The 19636-nt window shown below is 64.4% G+C and carries 26 protein-coding genes, 1 tRNA gene and 1 pseudogene; 5 read left to right on the forward strand and 23 right to left on the reverse strand.

The genetic code is table 11. From position 1 onward, the window contains the following. Positions 1-308 (forward strand): annotated as a pseudogene (locus Q0O95_RS03030) (MFS transporter); the annotation flags it as partial. Between the two features lie 4 nt (positions 309-312). Here Q0O95_RS03030 and Q0O95_RS03035 read toward each other — a convergent pair. The 9 genes from Q0O95_RS03035 to Q0O95_RS03075 form a co-directional block, all read right to left on the reverse strand. Further along, positions 313-1014 carry a hypothetical protein gene (locus Q0O95_RS03035; protein WP_293695151.1) on the reverse strand — a complete coding sequence of 234 codons (702 nt, stop codon included), beginning with the start codon at positions 1012-1014 and terminating at the stop codon, positions 313-315. 57 nt (positions 1015-1071) lie between these two features. Then, entirely contained in the window at positions 1072-1515 is a 444-nt protein-coding gene (locus Q0O95_RS03040) for a pilus assembly protein TadG-related protein (RefSeq protein ID WP_293695153.1), read from the reverse strand. Next, the gene (locus Q0O95_RS03045) at positions 1512-1955 is read right to left on the reverse strand and encodes a TadE family protein (RefSeq protein ID WP_293695154.1); all 444 of its coding nucleotides are present in this window, start codon (positions 1953-1955) and stop codon (positions 1512-1514) included. Before Q0O95_RS03045 ends, Q0O95_RS03040 begins: the two co-directional genes overlap by 4 nt. Then, a complete protein-coding gene (locus Q0O95_RS03050; protein WP_293695156.1) occupies positions 1933-2316 on the reverse strand; it encodes a TadE/TadG family type IV pilus assembly protein in 384 nt (127 codons plus the stop codon). The genes Q0O95_RS03045 and Q0O95_RS03050 overlap by 23 nt, the downstream gene beginning before the upstream one ends. A 59-nt stretch (positions 2317-2375) precedes the next feature. After that, positions 2376-2567 (reverse strand): hypothetical protein, encoded by a 192-nt coding sequence (locus Q0O95_RS03055; RefSeq protein WP_293695256.1) that lies wholly within the window; start codon positions 2565-2567, stop codon positions 2376-2378. Positions 2568-2590: 23 nt separating this feature from the next. After that, a complete protein-coding gene (locus Q0O95_RS03060; RefSeq protein ID WP_293695158.1) occupies positions 2591-3523 on the reverse strand; it encodes a type II secretion system F family protein in 933 nt (310 codons plus the stop codon). Continuing rightward, a complete protein-coding gene (locus Q0O95_RS03065; protein ID WP_293695160.1) occupies positions 3520-4407 on the reverse strand; it encodes a type II secretion system F family protein in 888 nt (295 codons plus the stop codon). Before Q0O95_RS03065 ends, Q0O95_RS03060 begins: the two co-directional genes overlap by 4 nt. Beyond that, positions 4389-5639: an ATPase, T2SS/T4P/T4SS family gene (locus tag Q0O95_RS03070; protein WP_293695162.1), complete on the reverse strand. Its 1251-nt coding sequence runs from the start codon at positions 5637-5639 to the stop codon at positions 4389-4391. Before Q0O95_RS03070 ends, Q0O95_RS03065 begins: the two co-directional genes overlap by 19 nt. A gap of 68 nt (positions 5640-5707) precedes the next feature. Then, the gene (locus tag Q0O95_RS03075; protein WP_293695163.1) at positions 5708-6469 is read right to left on the reverse strand and encodes an SDR family NAD(P)-dependent oxidoreductase; all 762 of its coding nucleotides are present in this window, start codon (positions 6467-6469) and stop codon (positions 5708-5710) included. 20 nt (positions 6470-6489) lie between these two features. Here Q0O95_RS03075 and Q0O95_RS03080 point away from each other — a divergent pair. Further along, positions 6490-6572: transfer RNA gene (locus Q0O95_RS03080), tRNA-Leu, on the forward strand. A 472-nt stretch (positions 6573-7044) separates the two neighbouring features. Here the strand turns inward: Q0O95_RS03080 and Q0O95_RS03085 are convergent. From Q0O95_RS03085 to Q0O95_RS03105, 5 genes are all read right to left on the reverse strand, one after another. Then, positions 7045-7458, reverse strand: coding sequence for a VOC family protein (locus Q0O95_RS03085; protein ID WP_293695165.1), 414 nt, complete (start codon positions 7456-7458; stop codon positions 7045-7047). 25 nt (positions 7459-7483) lie between these two features. Continuing rightward, on the reverse strand, positions 7484-8125 hold the full coding sequence (locus Q0O95_RS03090) for a dihydrofolate reductase family protein (protein ID WP_293695167.1): 642 nt from the start codon (positions 8123-8125) through the stop codon (positions 7484-7486). Next, positions 8122-8742: a dihydrofolate reductase family protein gene (locus Q0O95_RS03095; protein ID WP_293695169.1), complete on the reverse strand. Its 621-nt coding sequence runs from the start codon at positions 8740-8742 to the stop codon at positions 8122-8124. The genes Q0O95_RS03090 and Q0O95_RS03095 overlap by 4 nt, the downstream gene beginning before the upstream one ends. Next, positions 8739-9449, reverse strand: a complete 711-nt coding sequence (locus Q0O95_RS03100; RefSeq protein WP_293695171.1) for a helix-turn-helix domain-containing protein — start codon at positions 9447-9449, stop codon at positions 8739-8741. Before Q0O95_RS03100 ends, Q0O95_RS03095 begins: the two co-directional genes overlap by 4 nt. Before the next feature lie 189 nt (positions 9450-9638). Next, on the reverse strand, positions 9639-10160 hold the full coding sequence (locus tag Q0O95_RS03105; protein WP_293695173.1) for a 2-phosphosulfolactate phosphatase: 522 nt from the start codon (positions 10158-10160) through the stop codon (positions 9639-9641). 99 nt (positions 10161-10259) lie between these two features. Between Q0O95_RS03105 and msrB the strand changes: the two genes are divergently transcribed. Then, on the forward strand, positions 10260-10661 hold the full coding sequence (msrB, locus tag Q0O95_RS03110; protein ID WP_293695175.1) for a peptide-methionine (R)-S-oxide reductase MsrB: 402 nt from the start codon (positions 10260-10262) through the stop codon (positions 10659-10661). 5 nt (positions 10662-10666) lie between these two features. Here the strand turns inward: msrB and Q0O95_RS03115 are convergent, their stop codons facing one another. The 5 genes from Q0O95_RS03115 to Q0O95_RS03135 are packed head-to-tail and all read right to left on the reverse strand — an operon-like array spanning position 10667 to position 14099. Further along, on the reverse strand, positions 10667-11356 hold the full coding sequence (locus Q0O95_RS03115) for a metal-dependent transcriptional regulator (RefSeq protein WP_293695177.1): 690 nt from the start codon (positions 11354-11356) through the stop codon (positions 10667-10669). Continuing rightward, complete coding sequence (gene rdgB, locus Q0O95_RS03120; RefSeq protein WP_293695178.1) at positions 11353-11925, reverse strand: RdgB/HAM1 family non-canonical purine NTP pyrophosphatase; 573 nt, start codon at positions 11923-11925, stop codon at positions 11353-11355. Before rdgB ends, Q0O95_RS03115 begins: the two co-directional genes overlap by 4 nt. Beyond that, complete coding sequence (gene rph / locus Q0O95_RS03125) at positions 11922-12647, reverse strand: ribonuclease PH (protein ID WP_293695180.1); 726 nt, start codon at positions 12645-12647, stop codon at positions 11922-11924. Before rph ends, rdgB begins: the two co-directional genes overlap by 4 nt. Further along, entirely contained in the window at positions 12644-13531 is an 888-nt protein-coding gene (gene murI, locus Q0O95_RS03130; protein ID WP_293695182.1) for a glutamate racemase, read from the reverse strand. Before murI ends, rph begins: the two co-directional genes overlap by 4 nt. Before the next feature lie 4 nt (positions 13532-13535). Further along, entirely contained in the window at positions 13536-14099 is a 564-nt protein-coding gene (locus Q0O95_RS03135; RefSeq protein ID WP_293695184.1) for a GNAT family N-acetyltransferase, read from the reverse strand. 51 nt (positions 14100-14150) lie between these two features. Between Q0O95_RS03135 and Q0O95_RS03140 the strand changes: the two genes are divergently transcribed. After that, complete coding sequence (locus tag Q0O95_RS03140) at positions 14151-15455, forward strand: nicotinate phosphoribosyltransferase (protein ID WP_293695186.1); 1305 nt, start codon at positions 14151-14153, stop codon at positions 15453-15455. A gap of 12 nt (positions 15456-15467) precedes the next feature. On the opposite strand, the gene Q0O95_RS03145 is transcribed toward Q0O95_RS03140, so the two are convergent. Continuing rightward, positions 15468-15734: a DUF3039 domain-containing protein gene (locus Q0O95_RS03145; protein WP_293695188.1), complete on the reverse strand. Its 267-nt coding sequence runs from the start codon at positions 15732-15734 to the stop codon at positions 15468-15470. A 34-nt stretch (positions 15735-15768) separates the two neighbouring features. Next, positions 15769-17031 carry a trypsin-like peptidase domain-containing protein gene (locus Q0O95_RS03150; RefSeq protein ID WP_293695190.1) on the reverse strand — a complete coding sequence of 421 codons (1263 nt, stop codon included), beginning with the start codon at positions 17029-17031 and terminating at the stop codon, positions 15769-15771. Between the two features lie 82 nt (positions 17032-17113). Here Q0O95_RS03150 and Q0O95_RS03155 point away from each other — a divergent pair, with 82 nt between their 5' ends. After that, positions 17114-18301, forward strand: coding sequence for an aminotransferase class I/II-fold pyridoxal phosphate-dependent enzyme (locus Q0O95_RS03155; protein WP_293695191.1), 1188 nt, complete (start codon positions 17114-17116; stop codon positions 18299-18301). On the opposite strand, the gene Q0O95_RS03160 is transcribed toward Q0O95_RS03155, so the two are convergent. Both Q0O95_RS03160 and Q0O95_RS03165 read right to left on the reverse strand, forming a co-directional pair. Beyond that, a complete protein-coding gene (locus Q0O95_RS03160; protein ID WP_293695193.1) occupies positions 18298-19230 on the reverse strand; it encodes a bifunctional riboflavin kinase/FAD synthetase in 933 nt (310 codons plus the stop codon). The genes Q0O95_RS03155 and Q0O95_RS03160 overlap by 4 nt on opposite strands. Then, positions 19220-19633, reverse strand: a complete 414-nt coding sequence (locus Q0O95_RS03165) for a hypothetical protein (protein WP_293695195.1) — start codon at positions 19631-19633, stop codon at positions 19220-19222. Before Q0O95_RS03165 ends, Q0O95_RS03160 begins: the two co-directional genes overlap by 11 nt. Positions 19634-19636: the final 3 nt, after the last annotated feature.

Consider the following 19636-nt stretch of genomic DNA (forward strand, 5'->3'; position numbering starts at 1 on the left):
CGCACGACGTTCCCTACGCCGTCGCGATGTGGATTGCCGCTGCGGGGATGCTCGCTCTGTCGAACGGCATCGGCTCCGGCATCCTGATGACCCTCGGCTCCGATCTCGCCGACCCTGCGAGCCCCGCGCCTTTTCTCGGTGCCTGGCGGCTCGTCACGAATTCCGGATCCGCGCTCGCCCCCGTCACGATCTCCGGCATCGTGCAGGTCGCGTCCATCTCCTTCGCAGCGGGCAGCATGGCCGCGATGTGCGTGCTCGGCGCCGTCATCCTGATTCGAACGGTTCCGGGAGCGCAGAACCGGGCGTAGAGGTTTACGGGTTCGACGTGATGGCCGTGGGGCGATCGGTGCGATGAGCGTCGACGATGACCCACACCGCGCTTCCCACGGAAACCGTCAAGGAGCCCGGCAGCATCGCTCTCGTGAAGCGTTGCAGCCCCTGATGGTCGACAAACTGCACGGTCACAAGATGCACGATCGGCCCGCTGCTGCTGACGGCTGCGGTCTTTCGGTCGAGCACCGTTCCGGACTGCGCGTGTTCGTCGATGCGAAGCGGACGTGAACCGCTACGGAAGGCGCGTGCCCGACGCAGTTGCAGAACCACGCTCAGTACCGCAAAGACAAGCGCCAAGAGCAGCGTCACGATCAACGCCCATACCGGCACTCGGACACCAGACAGGAAGGCGATCGGCACCACCACGAAGCTGCCGAACGCCAAGCCACCGAACAGCGCGCTCGACAGGAGCCGCAGCACCAGCCCGTGCGAAGTCGCAACGGCGCTGCGGCCCACGGCAGAGCGTCCCAGCACGAGTCCGACGACGAAGACGAGTGCCGTCGCCAGCGTCATTGCGACGGAGAGCACAGTCGGCGTAGCGGTGCTGTCATTCGCGTGAAGCGTGTAGACGATGAACGCGGGAACCGTCGCCGCACAAACAGCGGTGAGCCCGATCACCAACGGAATCAGTCGCAGCGCGAGGACGCTACCGCCGGAGAGCTTTTGTGGTTCCGAAGACACCCGAACAACCTACCCGAGGCGCGGGACGATTGCTGTGCGACGGCCGTGATCTGCCCGCTACTGGCCGAATACGCTTCTCGCCGTGGCCGTGACTCGGATCGCTATGCCGTCGGGCGCGATCCAGGTGATGAAGAACGGCTGCCATCGGGTCTCGAGCATGACGGACGCCGTCTCGCCGTCCTCGGACCGCACATCGACGACGCGGACGTCGTCGATCTCACCGAGCGTTTCGAGCCAGGTGTCCACGGCCCTGTCCATCTCCTGCTGCGTCAGCTGGGGCTGCGGGGTGCCGTCGCCGTCGTACACGTACTCAAGACTGAACGACTCCGCCGCGACAAGGGCTGCTCCATCGGCAATCGTGAAAAGCCGCTTGCGTTCGATCAGCATGCTGGTGGCGGCCGTGACGACCAGAATGAGCAGGAGCGCCAGAATGCCCAAACCGATCGTGAGGATCAGGCTGCTGCCCTCGTCACAGCGCATCGCACGCCTCAGCCGCTTCACGGGTGCGCCTCCGTGATGTGTTCCGAGACCGGCTGCGTCGCCGTTGCTGCGATCGGGATGCCGAGCGCAGTGTCGAGATCGAGAACTGCTGGTACGAGCGGAAGCGGCACGACGAAAGAGATAGTCACCGTGACGGTGCCTCCCAATTGCTCGCAGCCGACTTCGCCGCAGTCGACGGTCAATTCGGCTTCCGTATCGTCGAAGCCAGCGTCAGCCAGGGCGAGCAGCGTTGTCGTCTCCGCGGATTCGAATCCGGCCTCCCCGTGCATGGCGATCGTGCGCGCCGCGTTGCGCACAGCCCCTTCGGCCGCGAGCGCACCCGCCTGTATCTGCGCGAGTGCCAGGATCAGGTAGACGAGCGGCACGGTCAACAGCATGCCGACGGTGATGAATTCGAGGGATGCCGTTCCGTCGTCCTCAGACCAGCGTTTCCAGAACACCGTGCCCCTCCGCAGATATCTCGGCGATTCCGAGCAGCCCTATGACAGGAATCGGGGTGCGGGCCGTGACGACGACTGTGTCGAGGCCGTTGATCGTCTCGTAGCGCACCGTGACATCACCGGCGTACTCCGAGCTGACAGCACTCGTGATGAGTTCTCGCGTTCTTTCTGCTCCCGCTTCGCCATCCCCTCCCAGGAGTGCGCCGTACCTGGCTCCCTCCCCGCACGCATCGACAACGACATTGCGCACGTAGAGCCCCAGCGACAGCTGCATGACGGATACGACAACGAGCACGAGCAAGGTGGCGACGAGTGTGAACTCGACGGTCGCCGAGCCTCTTTCTGAGCGCAGCCTACGCACTTGTGCACCTGTTCTTTCTGCGTGGCGAAATGGCATCGCCCGCGCTCATGGCCGGGTCGCTAGAAGCTCGTAACGCGGTCGATGGCCTGCTCGAACACACCCGTGAGCGCCGGCCCGGCGACTCCCCAGAGCAGGATGACGATGCCTGCCGTCATAAGACAGATCAGCACCCAGCCGGGCACATCGCCCCTGTCTTCTCTCAGCCGTTCGATGAACCGACGCTTTTTCAACGATTTACCTAAGGTAGCCACGGTGTTCTCCTTTGTTCTCGTGGTCAGAAACCGAGTTGCAATACGTACAGACCCGGGAAGAGTGCGAACGCGATCGTGACGGGCAACAACCCGAAGACGAGCGGTACGAGCATGGCGATTTCCTTTTTTCCTGCGCTCTCCAGGAGTGCGCGCTTCGCCTCCTCACGGACATCAACGGCCTGCGCCTGCAGGACCTCCGCAAGAGGGGCGCCCCGCTCGAGCGCGGTGCGGAGCTGGTCGACCAGTCGGGTGATCGGCGGATGCTGCAGGTCTCTGTCGAGCCGTGACAACGCATCCGCGAGCGGGATCCCCGCGGCGTGGTCGTGTACGACCTTTCGCAATTCTTCCGCGGCTTCTCCGCGCCCCGTGTCCGCGATACGACGAATCGCGTCGGCCAGCGACTCCCCCGCGGCAAGCGACAGCGACAGGAACTCCAACGTGGTCGGCAGCTCCGCATCGATGCGCCTGAGCCTCGACCGCGCCCGTCTCGCAAAGTGTCGGTCGATGACCATCGCGGCGATCATCCCGACAAGGGGCGCCAGTAGTAGCGGCAAGAACGCCTGTGCTCCCTGCAAGACGAGTCCGACGCCCAGCGCGCAACCCGCGACGGCACCCGCGAGCGCCACCGTCAGCTGCAGCGACCTGTACCGGTTCGCCGTCACTGTGCTGTCTGCCTGCCGCAAGCGAAGTTTCACGATGTCCGGCGCCACCAGCATCCCCTGCAGGACTCGCCGTATCGGCGCAGTGGCCGGCGATGCGGCGGTTCCGAATATGTGGAGAGGGTTGACAGTCGTGCGAGAGACAAGGTCACGGGCGCCGGAGGAAACATCGAGGACGTATGGGGCGACCCTGTGCATGAGTCTCGGCTTACGCATAATCGGCACGGCGCTGACAGCGCACCACAGACCAGCCCCGAGCGTTGCTCCGAGCAGCAGCGACCAAGCGAGAAAGTTCATGCGAAGAATCTGCTCTCTTCACGCAATCGCCCTATCGCGAGCATGCACCGGTAGGCCACGAACGTCACGAGTGCCCCGAACAGAATCACGACCAGACCGCCCGGTGTGTTGTAGGCCGCAGCCGCCTCCGGGCGAAACGAGAGCGCCACGAGCACGAGCCAAGGAGCTACTAGACCGAGCCTGGCTGCGTACACGATCCACGACTGCCTCGCGAGCAGTTCTCCCCTCGTCGCTTGTTCGGCGCGCAGGTAACCGCCCAACTGACGCAGCACGGATCCGATCTCCGTCCCTCCGACGTCCCGCCCCATTCGGAGCGTCTCGAGCAGTCGATCGGCCACCGGGTCGGCGAGCGCGTCCTTGAGCCGATCGAGGCTGTAGGAAAACGACCCCGTCGCTCGGTAGTCTGCCGCGAAGGCGAGGAACTCGCGTCGAACACTCTGCGGGCAGTTCGCTGCAATACCCGAAATCGCCTCCGGGATGGCGAGCCCACTGCGCACACCGGCTACCAGGTGGTCGATAACGTCCGGCCATACGGCTGCTCGGGCTCGTCTCTGCGCTCTCGCCCGCCAGCCGATGCCGAGCGCAGGCAACGAAGCACCCGCGAGAAACGCGACGGGCGCCAGCGCCACGACGCCGGTAGCCAGCAACGCAACAGCGGCAGCCACGAGTGCCAAGAGCGCCGAGACCAGGACGATTGCGACGACGGGTACGTGCCCCAGCCCTGCCTGCGCTAAGCGATCGCGGATGCGGGCATTCGCTGCGCTCGGCTCCCGTTCCCGGCGAGTAGGTAGCTCTGGCCACAACCAGACCGATGCGATCAGCAGAACACCGAGCGCAAAGACCGTGCCGAGCATCCACTCCACGATTACGCGCTCCTGATCCATTGCTTCGGAGTGATGCCGTGCCTGTCGAACTTCGTCGTCTTCGGTGGCATCGCACCCGTGGCCCTCAGCTCATCCCGCTCGGAGGTGAACAGGTCGACGGTACCGACTCGGCCGGTTTCCGCAACCGTTCCCGTCAGCGCCAGGATGTGATCGACTCGGCGATTACCGCGTTCATCGATGCGCAAGTGCACTGCGATATCGAGGCTTGCCGCAATCGTCGGAACCACGAAGCCGGCGTCGATGTTGCGACCGGCGAGGAGCGGCAGCGTACTCAGTTTCAGCAGCGCATCACGAGCCGAGTTCGCGTGGATCGTGCACATTCCCGCAATGCCCGAGTTCAGTGCGATCAGCAGGTCGAGCGCTTCCGCCTCTCGCACCTCTCCGACGACGAGCCGGTCGGGGCGCATGCGCAGGCTCTCCTTGACCAGTCGGCGGAGGGTTATCTCGCCTGTCCCTTCCAGCGATGCCTGCCTGCACTGCAACGCGACGCAATCCCGCACCCGTGGGCGCAGCTCGAACGTCTCCTCGACCGTGACGACCCGTTCCGTGTCGGACGTCGCCCCGAGCAGAGAGTTGAGCATCGTCGTCTTACCAGTGTGTGTTGCACCGCTGACCAGAATGCTGCAGCCGGAGACGACCGCTGCCTGCAGAAAGCGCGCCGCCGGTTCCGTCAGCGTCGCTCTGTCGACGAGCGCTGCGAGCGAGTCGACCCGTGGGATGAATTTGCGGATGTTCACGCTCAGACCGCGCGAGACTTCCGAGCTGGCGACGTGGAGACGGGATCCGTCGGGAAGGGAAGCATCCACGAACGGCGTCGACAGGTCGATGCGTCTGCCCGTCGTCGCGAGCATGCGCTCGACCAGGTCGGCCAGCTCTCTTGGCGTCATGCGCACCGCGACCTCGGTGCTCACGCCCCGCCTTGCGATGAAGACTCTCGAGCCGTCGTTGACCCAGATCTCCTCGACTTCGGGGTCATCGAAGAACGGCTGCAGCGGTCCGAACCCGGTTAGCGCGGCGATGACGCTCGCTGTCGCGCCCTCCTCATTGCCGAGCATCGGCATCCCGCCGCCGAGGGAACGCTCGGCGTAGTCACGGACCGCTTCGCGCACGTAGCGGTCGGCGCGTTCACTCGAGTGGAGAAGATCGATGCCTTCGCGGCGGATGCGCTCACGGACGGACTCCGTGATGGTCGCCACCGCCGGTACCGACTGCTGTTGAGCTTGGTCGTGCATGCATCAACGGAATCAAATTCGACGCCGGTGCGTCGGAAGTTATCCACAGGGCGCGCTTCTCAAGTCGTTCAATTTCCGAGCCTGCGGTGCCCGTCGGCGAGCGCGATCTCCATGATGGAACGCGGCACGAGCGGTAGGAACGGACGCACCGCTCGGTACTTCCAATCGCTGACGACAACGAGCTTGCCACGGCGAACGCCCCGGATGCCCTCGCGCACGACTGTGCCGGCATCCGCCCAGGCGAACGTCGGGATGCCCGCCTCCCCCGTTCCCATTCGTTTGTGAAACTCGGTGTGCGTGAATCCGGGGCAGAGGGCAGTGACGTTGATGCCGCCCCTTCCGTATCGCAGCCCGAGCGATCGAGAGAGGGAGACGACACCCGCTTTTGCTGCTGAGTAGCTGCCACCGGGTATAAGACCCGCGACGCTGGCGACGTTGATGATCCAGCCCCTGCCTCGTGCTCGCATGCCGGGTATCGCTGCGTGGCAGAGCGCGAGCGGCACCCAGGAGAGTATCTCGTGCAGGCGGCGTTCATCCTGGAGTTCGGAGGTGTCGAAGCTCGAGGCGATGCCGAAGCCGGCGTTGTTGACGAGAATGTCGATGGGTCGTTCTCGGTCCGCCAATCGGTCGGCGACGGTTCGCTGACCCTCTTCTGCGAGGAGGTCGGCTTCGAGGATCTCGCAGTTCGTGGCGAGGTCCATTGCGAGTGCTTCGAGCCGCTCCGTGTTGCGTGCCACGAGTACGAGGTCGACTCCGAGCTGGGAGAGTTGACGGCAGAATTCTGCTCCGAGACCCGCGGACGCTCCGGTTACCAACGCTGTATACGACATAGGTCTAGCATGGTGGATGCGCGGGAGTGGTGAAATTGGCAGACACGCAGGATTTAGGTTCCTGTGCCGTATAGGCGTGAGGGTTCAAGTCCCTTCTCCCGCACTAAGCGGCGCAGATGACCCTCGGGTCGTCTGCGCCGCTTACGTTCTGTTAGGGAGAAGGGACTTGAACCCGGAAGGGCGCTGGCGCTTGGAGCACGCACCGCGTGCGACCGCCAGCGTTGCGAGGAGCGCCGAAAGGCGATCGGAGCAGAAGTGGATGCGCAGCATCCACGCAAGTCCCTTCTCCCGCACCACGAAGGAGAGAGTCTCGAGCGAGATCAGACGAGCACCCACCGGAAACGCCAACGCATCGCGTTCGCCCGAGTGCGTTGCGAGCCGAAAGGCGAGCAGGGTTTCGGTCCAGCGGATCGAAACCGTGCAAAGCATCCACGCAAGTCCCTTCTCCCGCACGAAACCAAAGCGTTAGACGGTTTCGGCGCGCTCAGCGCGGCGCTACGCGTGCCGCTTTCGTCTAGCGCCGACGTTGCGGATCAATTGACGCAGCGGGGTTTCGCTGCGACTCCGCCCACCTCTCAAGCCTCTGCAACGGCGACGAACTGCCACGCATGCCCGTCCGGGTCGCTGACGAGTGCCCTGTATCCCCAGTCCTGCTGAGCAGGAGCGGCGACAACCCCACCTCCTGAGGCAGTGGCACGCTCGACGAGTTCGTCGACTTCCTTCTTGTTCTCGAGGTTCAGGCTCATAATGCATTCGCTCACGTCGGAGTTCGCGACGGTACGTCCTCCGAGCACCCAGCCGAATCCGCCGGTGGGTATGAGCATGAGTCGAACCCCCGGACCCAGGTCGAACTGCAGAGGCTCCGGAATGCCATCGTCGGACGGGCCTCCCTTCGGTTCGAGCCCGAACGCTTCCGCATAGAAGTTCATGGCTCGTCCCCTGTCTTCGGTGGGGAGGCAGATGTGGAGGGAGTTCTCCTGATTGGTCAACACCTTGAGTCCTTTCGCAGTCGGTTCAGTGCTGCTGAACGCTGTCCTTTCCGTCTTCCACGGTTGCTACCGCTTGCTGGAACTCCCCTGGCACAAGTTCCATGGCCGTAACGCCGCTATCGGTTGTGGAGCTGCTGGTCAGGGTCAGCGTGCTTGCCGCGTCATCGTCACTGAAGATGCTGAGCCCTCCACCGACGATGACCGGTGCGATGAGGAACCTGAAAATGTCCACGAGTCCCGCCCTGTGCAGTGCGCGGGCGAGCCGAATGCTGCCGTGCACCTGCAGTTCATCACCCGGTTCGTGCTTGAGCTGCCGGACCCGCTCGAGAAAGTCATCGCCCAGCGTCGTCGTCGAATCCTGCCAGACGTCCCCAACGGGATTGGACGTGACGACGTACTTCTGCCCACGGTTGATCCGGTCGGCAACTCGGTCTTCCGGATCGGTGACGTGCGGCCAGTGAGCGGCGAACGTGTCGTAGGTCGTGCGCCCCAGAAGCAGGGCCGACGTCTGCGAGAACCAGCCGTTGACAACCTGAGCGCACCCGTCGTCGAACAGCGGCATCAGCCAGCCGCCCCTGTCGAATCCGCCTCGATCGTCCTCCTCCGGGCTACCAGGTGATTGCGAGACGCCATCGAGCGTCATGAAGAGATTGATGCTGAGTTTCATACTGTTTCCTTCCGTTGTTCCACCGCATACGTGAGGTGGGTTGCGTTCTGCGTGACTACGGCGTCAACCTGTTCGAGCTGAACGATGTCATCGACAAGTTCGAACAGGTTCGTGCCTGACCCCATCAGAACGGGTGAGAGATGCACTTTCAGCCGATCGACGAGCCCGGCTGCGATAGCTCTCGCGATCGTCTCGCCGCCGCCCATGATCACGACGTCCTTCTCGCCCGCTGCGCTTCGAGCCCTGGAGACAGCCGATTCAATTCCGTCTAAAATGAACGTGAACCCTGCTGTGTGCCTCGGTTCCGCCGGCTCCTCGCGAGTGACGACGAACATCGGTGGAACAGCCGCAGCTGGATGGTCGTAGGCCCAGCCGATGTCTTGATTCCAGCCATTCGGTCCGTCGACGAAGTCGAAGGTGCGCCGGCCCATGATGACGGCTCCCGTCGCTTGCTCGACCGCTGTCAGGAATTCACGGTCGCGCGGCGAATCGTGTGATGCGAACACCCACTCGTGGATCGCTTCTCCTCCTTTGCCGAGCCCGCGCTCGAGATCGGCATCCGGACCGGTGACGTAGCCGTCGAGCGACACCGAAATATCGGCGATGACGTTGCTCATGATGATCCTTCCTTCGGCGGCTCAGGCAGCGTGAAGCACTGCACGAAGCTGGCAACCGTGCTCGGCATCCCCTCGATTCGTGCCGACTCTGCACGCACAGCCGCGACCGGATCGAGGCCACCGTAGATGACGGCTGCCAGGGTTTTCGGGTCGGCGTGCACTCGCGTCGGACCGGCGCCGGCCGCGCGTGAAGATTCTTCGTGCACGGCGTCGAACATCCCGGCGGAATCGTGTATTCGCCCGATGGTGAACGTCGCGTCTTCTATGCGGGCGTCGAATTCGTCATGGCCCATGACGAATTGCACCCGCAGATCTGCGTCTCGAGCCGCTGCAGCATCGAAAGTGGTCTTCAGCGAAAGCGCGAACGACGCGGGGCTGAACGCCTGCTGTTCGAGATCGACCGGCGTGTGCGCCGCCCATGCGCCGAGGGCGATCAGCGCGGGCTCGAGTGCCGCACCCCACGGTGTGAGCTCATAAACCGTTGCGGCCGCGGGAGGGCTTAAGCGGCGTTTACGCACGACGCCGGCCCCCGCGAGGTGTTTCAGCCGGTCTCCGAGAATGTTGGTGCTTACGCCCGGCAGCGCCGCTGCAAGATCGGAGTAGCGACGGGGGCCGAACACGAGCTCGCGCACGACGGGCAACGCCCACCGTTCACCCACGATGTCGAGTGCGCGAGTTATGCCGCAGGCATCGTCGTAACTTCGCATACTTGTTATATTGCACCAGTTACTTGCTAATTGCAAGTATATTGGGAGACCTGAAACTCTGTGAGAGGCATGCTGCCCGGGCAGAGCTTCTCAATCCGGCTGAGTACGTGCGTTACTCGTCGGCACGGGTGCAGAATTTCTGCGGGATGCACCGGGTGACAGTGCGGACGGTCCCGAGCGCGTACCGTGTCAGTTCACACGAGTCGCTTCGTGCTCCGCGTCGAGTTCAGCCGCGGCCCTCGCCTCGTCACCCCGCCCCGCGGCCCTGAGCGAAAGCCCCGTCGCGCTTGCTGAAAGAAGGTGCTTCAGGGCTCGCTTGAGCGCACGAAAGCCCTCGTTCGCAACCGCGACATCCGGCGCAGAGTGATCGATTCCCACCGCGGCGAGTCCATCGGCCACGGCCCCGGCGGCGAGGTAATCCTCGACGGCGAAAGCGCCCTCATCCCCCGTGAGCACCAGGCTGATAGCCGTGCGGCCGCCGCGTGCGAGTTGCTCTTCGTAGACCGCCTTGGCCGTCGCGGTCGCGTTACGCAGCGTGCTCACGAACACCGTCGGTGCGTGGGATAGCGCCGTGGCTGCGGCCACGAGATCGTCGTCGCTGTCGAGTGCATCGACGACAACCACGATCTCGGCCGCTGCGAGTTGTTCGAGCGCTGCCGCACCCCACCCGAGCCGCACCTGGTACATCGATTGCGAGCGCGGATCAGTCATGGATTCAGCGTATTGCAGCGTCAATGCGTTCGCTCTCGGCACCTTCATACGTCGTCACAGAACGTCTCGCGCCGAAACAGGGAGGCGTAGAGTCGAGGTATGGCCTACAAGATCGAGAAATCCGAAGAGCAGTGGCGCGAGGAGCTAGGAGCAGAACGCTACGCGGTGCTGCGCGAGCAGGGAACCGAGCGCGCCTGGACCGGCGAACTCCTCGATGAAGAACGCGCCGGCCTGTACACGTGCGCAGCGTGCGGCAATGAGCTGTTCATCAGCGGCACGAAGTTCGACTCGAACTGCGGCTGGCCGAGCTTCTACGAGTCGGTGCGACCCGACGCCGTGGAACTGCTCGAAGACACGTCGCACGGCATGGTGCGCACCGAGGTGCGTTGCGCGCGCTGCGGCGGTCATCTCGGGCACGTCTTCCCAGACGGGTTCGGAACTCCGACGGGCGACCGCTACTGCATGAACTCGCTCTCTCTGGATTTCAAGCCGAACCAGTAGCAGGCTCAGTCGCCTCGCACCCACACTGCGCCGGCAGCCTCCGGACTCAGGTGAACATCCGCATCCGGTGTCCTGACCAGCAGCGTGCCCGAGTATTTGCCGCGCTCTGCGACGGTGACGACAACGTCGAGATCGATGCCGTTGCTCGCGAGATAGCGCAGCAGTTCCGGGTCGGAATCCGAGATCCGGGTGACGGTGCCGCTCTCCCCTGCCTGCAGCTCCAGCAGCGCTCGCGCATCGTGAGCGGGCATTGCGCCGTCCGCCGTCGGGATCGCATCGCCGTGCGGGTCGCGAACGGGATGTCCGAGCGAGGCCGCGAGCGCCTCCACGAGCCGGTCGCTCATCGCGTGTTCGAGAACATCGGCTTCATCGTGCACTTCGTCCCAGCCGTAGCCCAGTTGCGAAACGAGCCACGTCTCGATGAGCCGATGCCGTCGCAATAGCCGCAGCGCGAGAAGGCGCCCGTCAGGAGTCAGCTCTATCGCGCCGTACGGCCTGTGGCGAACGAGCCCGCTCACTGCGAGCTTCTTCACCATCTCCGTGACCGTGGATGCGGCCAGCCCCAGTCGGGTGGCGAGCTGCGATGGCATCATCGGCTCGTCTTGCCATTCGGTGTGGGCGTAGATGACTTTGACGTAGTCTTCCGCCGCCGTCGACCCTCGAGGGCTCGGAGCGGGGTACCGGCCGTCGGTCATCTGGATCGTCCTACTGCTTCGGCAAGCGCTGTGAAAGCCCTGCGTCGGTGACTCAGGGCATCCTTCTCTGCCGCGCTGAGTTCCGCGCTCGAGCGTGTCTCACCAGCGGGCTGGAAGATCGGATCGTAACCGAATCCTCCCTCTCCGCGAGCGCTCGTCAGCACCGCACCCGGCCAGACGCCCATCTCAACAAGTTCGGTTTCGCCGTCGACGTACGCGGCCGCGCAGAGAAACTGCGCAGTACGATCCGTTACTCCTTGCAGGTTCTGCAACAGCAGCTCGAGGTTGTCGCGGTCGTTGCCTGTTCCCGCGTATCGAGCGGAGCGGATGCCGGGCTCGCCCCCCAGCGCGTCCGCGGCGATGCCGGAATCGTCGGCGATGGCGGGCAGCCCCGTGTGCTCGTAGGCGGCCCGCGCCTTGATCAGGGCATTCGCTTCGAAAGTTGCCCCGTCTTCGACGGGCTCGGGCCCGTCGAAACTGACGAGTTCGATTCCGGGAAGAAGCGGTTCGAGAATGCGACCGAGCTCTTCCACCTTGTGCGGGTTGTGGGTCGCGACGACGAGCTTCATGCCTGCAACGCCTCCCGCTGCCGTTCCGCGAGCTGCTCGCACCCGCCTACCGCCAGCTCAAGCAGTGCGTCCAGTTCACGCTTGTCGAACGGTGCACCTTCGGCCGTGCCCTGGACTTCGACGAACAGCCCGCGACCGGTCACGACGACATTCATGTCCGTCTCGGCCTTCGAATCTTCGATGTACGGAAGATCCAGCACGGGCTCGCCCCCGACGATCCCGACCGAGATCGCCGAAACGCTGTCGATGAGGGGGTTCGCGGATGCCGGGATGCGCTTCTCGCGTTTCGCCCATTCGATCGCCTGCACGAGTGCCACGTAGGCGCCGGTGATCGCGGCGGTTCGCGTGCCTCCGTCCGCCTGTAGGACGTCGCAGTCGATCGTGATGGACAGCTCGCCGAGCGCCTTCAGATCCACGACGGCACGAAGCGACCTGCCGATGAGACGCGAGATCTCGTGCGTGCGGCCCCCGACTCGCCCCTTGACGGCCTCACGATCCATCCGCTCGTTCGTCGAACGAGGCAGCATCGCGTATTCCGCTGTCACCCATCCGCGACCGGAGCCGGTCATCCAGCGCGGCACCTTCGGCATGACGCTCGCAGTGCACAGCACCTTCGTCGAGCCGAATGAGATCAGCGCACTGCCTTCGGCCTGCTCGGACCAGCCGGGCTCTATGCGCACATTGCGCAACTCGTTGTCGGCGCGTCCGTCTGGTCTGGTCATGCGATTCTCCCTGATTCGTCGTTCTTGGCTGCAATGTCCTTTGCAGCAGCGGTGAGCTCTTCCGGCGATGGCAGCGTTATAACGCCCGTGACGTGGTGCTCCACGTGGCCGACCTCCGGGCCGAGGAACCGCCGAGCCAATTTGCGGAACGGCCCCTGTTCGATACTCGTCGATTCGAAACGGTATTCCGCCGTGCCCGTTGCCAGCAGGTCTTGATCCGCGAGCGTCCTGTACACATCCGCAGCCGTCTCCTGCGCACTCGAAACCAAACGCACTTCCGGGCCCATGACGTACCCGATGGCGCCTGCGAGAAGCGGGTAGTGCGTGCAGCCGAGCACGAGCGTGTCGACGTTCGCGTCGATGAGGGGCTGCAGATAGCCTCTCGCGGCATCCAGCACGCGGTCCCCCGTCGTCTCACCGGCTTCGACGAACTCGACGAAGCGAGGCGCCGCGACGGCCATCACATCGGGCACTCCGGCGTGTGCGAACGCCCGTTGATACGCGCCGGAACCGACCGTGCCCGCCGTTGCGACGACACCGATGCTGTTTCTCGTCGACCCCACGGTCGCTGCCCGCACCGCCGGCGTGATCACTTCGATGACGGGGATGCCCAGCGTGTCTTGATAACGGCGCTTCGCGATGTCGAACGTGGCCGCGGATGCCGTGTTGCAGGCGATGACGAGCATTTTGACACCTTGCGCGACGAGGGCGTCCATGACCTCGATACTGAGCGAGCGAACTTCGTCCTGGTCTCGCGGCCCGTAAGGGGTGTGGAGCGTGTCGCCGATGTAGGTGACGGATTCGTGCGGAAGAAGGTCGATAACCGCTCTCGCGACCGTGAGGCCGCCGAGTCCGCTGTCGAAGATTCCGATGGGTCGCTGCACGGCCCTAGCCTACTCGCGCCGTGGCGAGCCGTGAGGGACGGACCATGCGGTGCATGGTCATCCCGCCCCACGAGTCGTCTGCCGTGACGCGCTCATCCACGTCGATGAACCCGTGCTTGGAGTAGAAGCGGTGGGCGCGATCGTTACCGTCGAGAATCCAGAGGTACAGGCCCTCCCCGTTCGTGACCTCCCGCAGCAGTGCCGTCGCCAATCCGCTGCCCTTCGCCGCCGGCGCGAGATAGAGGCGAACGAGCTCTCGTGCGTACCCGATGCCTTCGACGCCGAGACCGACTTCCCATTCCGGTGGCCCGTCCCCGACTTCCGCGACGCCGACGATCTCACCGCCGGATGTCGCGAGCCTTCTAACCGAAGTGCCGGGTTCGTCGAACTGCTTCCTGCGTTCGTCCGCGCGCTCGCGGGCTCGCGCGATCGCGTCGGCGACGAACGCATCCGGTAGTGCGTCGTACGTCGCTCCCTGCTCGCGTGCGACGAATTCGTCCCAGGCGAGCGCGTCGTCACCGGTCGGTCGCCGAATCTCGATTTCGGTTCCATCTGCGAGGCTGTGCACTCGCTCTATTCTACGACGGCCCCGAGCGGCCCGAGGCGCTAGCCTGGTTCGGTGACCTCCAGTGCACTCATGACGGATCAGTACGAGCTGACGATGATCGATGCGGCGATTCGGGCGGGAACCGCATTCAGGCCGAGCATCTTCGAGACGTTCGCACGCAGACTTCCCGGTGCAAGACGGTACGGCGTCGTGGCGGGAACGGGTCGGGTTATCGATTTGATCGAGCAGTTCCGCTTCAACGACGAGCAGCTGCGGTTTCTGCAGGAGCGCGACATCGTGTCGGAGGAGACGCTCGGCTTCCTCGCCGATTACCGGTTCCGGGGCAGGATTCGCGGTTACGCCGAGGGCGAGCTGTATTTTCCGGGCTCGCCGCTGCTCACGATCGAGGGGTCGTTCGCGGACTGCGTCATGCTCGAGACGATCATCCTCTCGGTCATGAACTACGACTCGGCCGTCGCGACGGCAGCGAGCCGCATGGTGACGGCAGCGGGCGACCGACCCATCGCCGAGATGGGGTCACGTCGGACGAGCGAAGAGTCTGCCGTCGCGGCGGCGCGGGCCTCATACATCTCGGGCTTCACGAATACATCGAACATGGAGGCCGGCGCCCGCTGGGGAATCCCGACGATGGGCACGGCAGCGCACTCGTTCACGCTGCTGCACGAAACAGAAGAGGACGCGTTCCGCGCGCAGGTCGATGCGCTCGGAACCGAAACGACACTGCTGGTCGACACCTACGACATCGCCAGCGGAGTGGAGACCGCCATCCGCGTCGCCGGAACGGGGCTCGGCGGCGTCCGGCTCGACTCGGGCGACCTCCCGATCGTGGCCGCCCGCACTCGCGAACAACTCGACTCGCTCGGCGCTGTCAATACCCGCATCACGGTTACGAGCGACCTCGACGAATTCGCTATCGCTGCTCTTGCCGCGTCCCCCGTGGATGCGTACGGCGTCGGTACCAGCGTCGTTACGGGCTCAGGATCCCCGGCAGCCGGGATGGTCTACAAACTCGTTACGCGCAAGGGCGAAGACGGCTGGCGAAGCGTCGCGAAATCGAGCAAGAACAAAACCAGCCTCGGAGGCGAGAAGCTCGCCGTCCGCAGCCTCGACAACGGCGTCGCGGTAGAAGAAACCGTTTTCGCAGGCGATCCCAAGATCGAAGATGTCGTCGACTCGTCAGACGGTCGTGCTCTGCAGGTGAGTCTGATCCGCGACGGAGCGATCGCCGATGAGTATCGAGGAGCTGCAGGCGTCGATCGAGCGCGACAGCACCGTGCTACGGCTATCGCTGAATTGCCGCTCGAAGCGCACCGGCTCGCGCCGGGCGACCCGGTCATCCCCACCGTCTTCAGGTAGCGGCCGGGAACGCTACTCGTCGCGGAGCTTCTCGTAGATCGACTTGCACTCGGGGCAGATAGGAAACTTCTCCGGGTCGCGGCCGGGCGTCCATTTCTTGCCGCACAGCGCACGAACGGACTTGCCGGAAAGCGCTGACTGCAGAATCTTGTTCTTTTTGACGTAGTGCGAGTAGCGGTCGTGGTCACCGTCTTCGACCTGCTCTTCGTTCAGCAGTTTCTCGAGTTCGCGATCGAGGACGTCGGTGCCGCCGGCGGGTTGGTCGAGATCTTGTGCCATGTGTCTATCTTCCCACGTTCATCGTGCCGATCAACTAGAGACCGCCGAGTTCGACCGTCACCGTTTCGTTCTCGCCATCGCGGGTCACTTCCAGTTCGATTTCACTACCTGCGGCCGCAGCACGAACGAAAGCGGTGAGGTCGGTCGCGTTGCTCACGGCACGACCCTCCACTGCCGTGATGACGTCACCGGGTTCGAGTCCGGCCGCCTCGCCGGGCCCGTCGCTCGTGGTTTCCTGTACGAGCGCTCCCTGAACTCCGACTGCGGCGTCCGTCTGATCGCTGACAGTGACGCCGAGTTGGCCGTGCGTCGCGGCACCGTCGGCGATGATCTCTTCAACGACCCGTTGCACGAGCTGCCCCTCTATCGCGAATCCGATGCCGATGGAGCCCGCCGACGCATCCGCATCGGCCTGCCCTGTCGTCGCAATCGCGACGTTGATGCCGACCAATTGACCGTCCGCGTTCACGAGCGCCCCGCCGGAGTTACCGGGATTGACGGAGGCATCCGTCTGCAGCGCGGGCACCGCGACAGTTTGCTGAGGCTCTTCCGGCCCCTGCTGCGACCAGAAACGGTAAGGGGATTCGTCGTCCTCTTCCGTCGTACCGACAGTAAGGCCCCGCCCGGTCGCCGAGACGATCCCCTCCGTGACGCTGTTCGAAAGTCCAAGCGGCGCTCCGACCGCGATCGTCTGCTCGCCGACCGCGGGCGGCGCTTCCGTGAACGGCAGAATCGGCAGGTCCTGTTCGACTCTGATGACCGCGAGGTCCGAGGCTGCATCCGCTCCGACCAGCTGGGCCTGCAGGATCTGGCCATCGGCCGTCGTCACGGTGATCTGCGGATTCGAGGCCTGACCGTCGAGCGAGACGACGTGATTGTTCGTCACGATGTAGCCACCAGAGGCAACCGCGACACCACTGCCGCTTCCCTGCGCGTTGGCTGCCGTCACGTCCACCGTCACAACGGACTGCTGAACCTGTTCGACGACAGAGGAGGAGACCGCCTCGACACCACCCTCCGATTCGCTCGCCACGATCTGCGTCCGGCCGTCGAAGTTCGTGAGCAGCAGCGCCGCACCTCCGCCGGCAGCCCCTCCCAGCACCACGCCGCCGACCAGCGCCATCGCAAGAATCCACCCGGCCGGCGCCCTAGAGCTGCGGCGCTGCCCGTCGTGACCCGTAGAGGCGTACGCGGGACTGTTCGGGGCATACGGCGCTTCGCTACCGAACTCTCGCGCAAGCGGATTAGGGATGCGAGCGCCGCTTCGAGGTGCGCGCTCGGAAGGGTGGTCGGTCATGCACCCAGGCTGCTCTTTCACGCTATGCGTCCGCGATGTTGATTCGATGTGCCACCCTGGAAGCGCATCGTAGGCTGGTGACATGGAAGACGCCCCCTGGTTCCGACTCGCCCACAATGCCGGTCTCGCGGATCGCGAAGGCTCCCTCCGGCCCACGATCTTCGCCGAGATGACGGGCCTCGCGGCCGAGACCGGTTCGGTGAACCTCGGTCAGGGGTTCCCGGACTTCGATGGCCCCGGTGCGGTCCTTGGCGCCGCGAAGAACGCCATCGATGCGGGCCTGAATCAGTACGGGCCAGCGCGTGGCAACCCGCTGCTGATCGATGCGATAAGGGAGCAGCGCAAGCGCGACTACGGCACCCAGCTCGAGCCCGACGAGATCCTCGTGACGGTCGGTGCAACGGAAGCGATATCTGCATCGCTGCTCGCCTACGTGGCCCCCGGTGACGAGGTGATCGCCTTCGAGCCGTACTACGACGAGTACCTTGCCGTCACGGCGCTCGCAGGAGGCACGCTCGTGCCCGTGCCGCTCTATGCGCCCGATTTCCAGCCCGAACCGGAGGCTCTGGAGGCCGCCATCACTCCGAGGACGAAGGCCATCGTCCTCAACACGCCCCACAATCCCACAGGTGCGGTATTTGAAGAAGAGCGTCTGCAGGCGATCGCTTCGATCGCGAACAGGCACGGCATCATGGTCATCGCCGATGAGGTGTACGAGCAGCTCACCTTTGCCGGCAGGCACGTGCCCATGGTCGCCGCAGGTCTCGACCCTGAGCTGTCGATTGCCATTTCCTCCGGGGGTAAGACGTTCTCGGTGACCGGCTGGAAGGTCGGCTGGATCATGGCCAGCGCGAAACGGATTGGCGAGATCAGTGCCGTGAAGCAGTACATGTCGTTTGTCGGCAGCGTGCCGCTGCAGCCGGCGATCGCGACCGGACTCGGCCTGCCGCAGGAGTTCTTCGATCAGCAGCGGGCGTCGTTCGCCGCGAAACGCGATCTGTTGATGGCGGGGCTGGAGAGCGTGGGAATGACCCCTTACGTTCCCGACAGCGGCTACTTCGTGCTCGCCGACACCGTCGAACTCGGGCACGGTGACGCCCGCGAACTCGCGTACAAGCTCCCGCACCTCGTCGGTGTCGTCGCAGTCCCAGTCTCACCGTTCGCGAGCATCGACAGAAGCGATCTGCGCACCGTCATGCGTTTCGCATTCTGCAAACGCGACGAGACGATCGCCGAGGCCGTCAACCGTCTCGCCGGGTTGCGTCGCTAGCCCTCCGCCAGCAGCTCGGCAGCGAGGATGTCTTCGGTCTCCTGCACGTCTCTCGCCATCTGCTCGATCAACTCATCCAGGCCCTCGAAGCGGTGCATCGTGCGCAAGAACTTCACGAACTCCACGGTCATTTCGTCGCCGTAGCAGTCACGATCGACGTCGATCAGGTGCGCTTCGACGACCCGCTCGATCTCCCCGTCGAACGTCGGATTGTCACCCACGGAGACGGCCGCGGGGAATCGATCGCCGCCTATTGTCGCCCACGCCGCGTACACGCCATCGGCGGGAACGAACCCCTGCGGGTGCGATTCCAGGTTGGCGGTCGGGAAGCCCAGCTGTCGGCCTCGCTGCTGACCCCGGACGACGGTGCCTCGTACCTGATGCAGTCTGCCGAGCATTGCTGCGGCATCCGTGACACGACCGAGCGAAAGCGACTCGCGAATCCAAGTCGAGGAGATGCGTCGACCATCGTGCGTGCACACGTCATCGATGACGTGCACTTCCGCCCCGTAGCCGGGGGCCGCTTGCTCCAGCATGCGAACATCGCCGCGGCCGCGGGAGCCGAACGTGAAGTCAGCTCCGACGAGCAGTACTTTGGCGCGCAATGATCCGAAGAGCGCCTCGACGAAGTCCTCCGGCTCTGTTCTCATCAGTTCGAGGTCGAACTCGAGCGTGACGACTCGGTCGACACCCGCGCCCCGCAGGAATTCGTCCTGCTGCTGCAGTGAGGCGATCGGTTTCGGCGCGACCTCCGGTTTGATGAGTTCGAGCGGGTTGCGGTCGAAGGTGACGGCAACGGTTTCGAGACCACGACTCTCCGCCAGCGTTTCGAGCGAACGGATGATACTCGTGTGCCCGATGTGGACCCCGTCGAACTTACCGACCGAAACGGCGGTATCGACGTCGCTCCGGACGTCTTCAAGCCTCACGCGCTACCTCTCTACGACTTCCCTTGTGAATCCACCACAAACCGACGACCGGCAGAACGAGCGGCACGAAGAGGTAGCCCATCCCGAACCAACTCCACACGCTCGGGTGCGCGAACAGCTGCGGCATGACGAGCGACAGGGCGCCGACAACAATGACGCCGACGAGTTCGAAACCGATCGCGAACTGAGCGACGCGCCTCCAGACCTCGCCTTTCCGCAACAGCGCCACCGTGGCCACGATGTAGACGAGCGCCGACAATGCGCTGAGCGTATACGCCAGCGGTGCCTCGTCGAAAGCACGCACGATCTGCACGAACGACCGCCCGGTGGCGGCGAGTGCCAGAACTGCGTATACGGCGATGAGAGCGCGGCCGAAGCCGCTGGAGCGTTCTGAACCAGCCATAGA

The sequence above is a fragment of the uncultured Agrococcus sp. genome (assembly GCF_945915485.1).
In the GTDB taxonomy this organism is placed as follows: domain Bacteria; phylum Actinomycetota; class Actinomycetes; order Actinomycetales; family Microbacteriaceae; genus Agrococcus.

Coding starts and splice junctions, on each gene's coding strand:
- Q0O95_RS03070 (WP_293695162.1), bottom strand. CDS start 5,639: ATGCACGACCAAGCTCAACAGCAGTCGGTACCGGCGGTGGCGACCATC.
- msrB (WP_293695175.1), top strand. CDS start 10,260: ATGGCCTACAAGATCGAGAAATCCGAAGAGCAGTGGCGCGAGGAGCTA.
- rph (WP_293695180.1), bottom strand. CDS start 12,647: ATGACCAGACCAGACGGACGCGCCGACAACGAGTTGCGCAATGTGCGC.
- Q0O95_RS03165 (WP_293695195.1), bottom strand. CDS start 19,633: ATGGCTGGTTCAGAACGCTCCAGCGGCTTCGGCCGCGCTCTCATCGCC.
- rdgB (WP_293695178.1), bottom strand. CDS start 11,925: ATGAAGCTCGTCGTCGCGACCCACAACCCGCACAAGGTGGAAGAGCTC.
- Q0O95_RS03065 (WP_293695160.1), bottom strand. CDS start 4,407: ATGGATCAGGAGCGCGTAATCGTGGAGTGGATGCTCGGCACGGTCTTT.
- Q0O95_RS03060 (WP_293695158.1), bottom strand. CDS start 3,523: ATGAACTTTCTCGCTTGGTCGCTGCTGCTCGGAGCAACGCTCGGGGCT.
- Q0O95_RS03115 (WP_293695177.1), bottom strand. CDS start 11,356: ATGACCGACGGCCGGTACCCCGCTCCGAGCCCTCGAGGGTCGACGGCG.
- Q0O95_RS03150 (WP_293695190.1), bottom strand. CDS start 17,031: ATGACCGACCACCCTTCCGAGCGCGCACCTCGAAGCGGCGCTCGCATC.
- Q0O95_RS03100 (WP_293695171.1), bottom strand. CDS start 9,449: ATGCGAAGTTACGACGATGCCTGCGGCATAACTCGCGCACTCGACATC.
- Q0O95_RS03090 (WP_293695167.1), bottom strand. CDS start 8,125: ATGAAACTCAGCATCAATCTCTTCATGACGCTCGATGGCGTCTCGCAA.
- Q0O95_RS03075 (WP_293695163.1), bottom strand. CDS start 6,469: ATGTCGTATACAGCGTTGGTAACCGGAGCGTCCGCGGGTCTCGGAGCA.
- Q0O95_RS03155 (WP_293695191.1), top strand. CDS start 17,114: ATGGAAGACGCCCCCTGGTTCCGACTCGCCCACAATGCCGGTCTCGCG.
- Q0O95_RS03105 (WP_293695173.1), bottom strand. CDS start 10,160: ATGACTGATCCGCGCTCGCAATCGATGTACCAGGTGCGGCTCGGGTGG.
- Q0O95_RS03145 (WP_293695188.1), bottom strand. CDS start 15,734: ATGGCACAAGATCTCGACCAACCCGCCGGCGGCACCGACGTCCTCGAT.
- Q0O95_RS03095 (WP_293695169.1), bottom strand. CDS start 8,742: ATGAGCAACGTCATCGCCGATATTTCGGTGTCGCTCGACGGCTACGTC.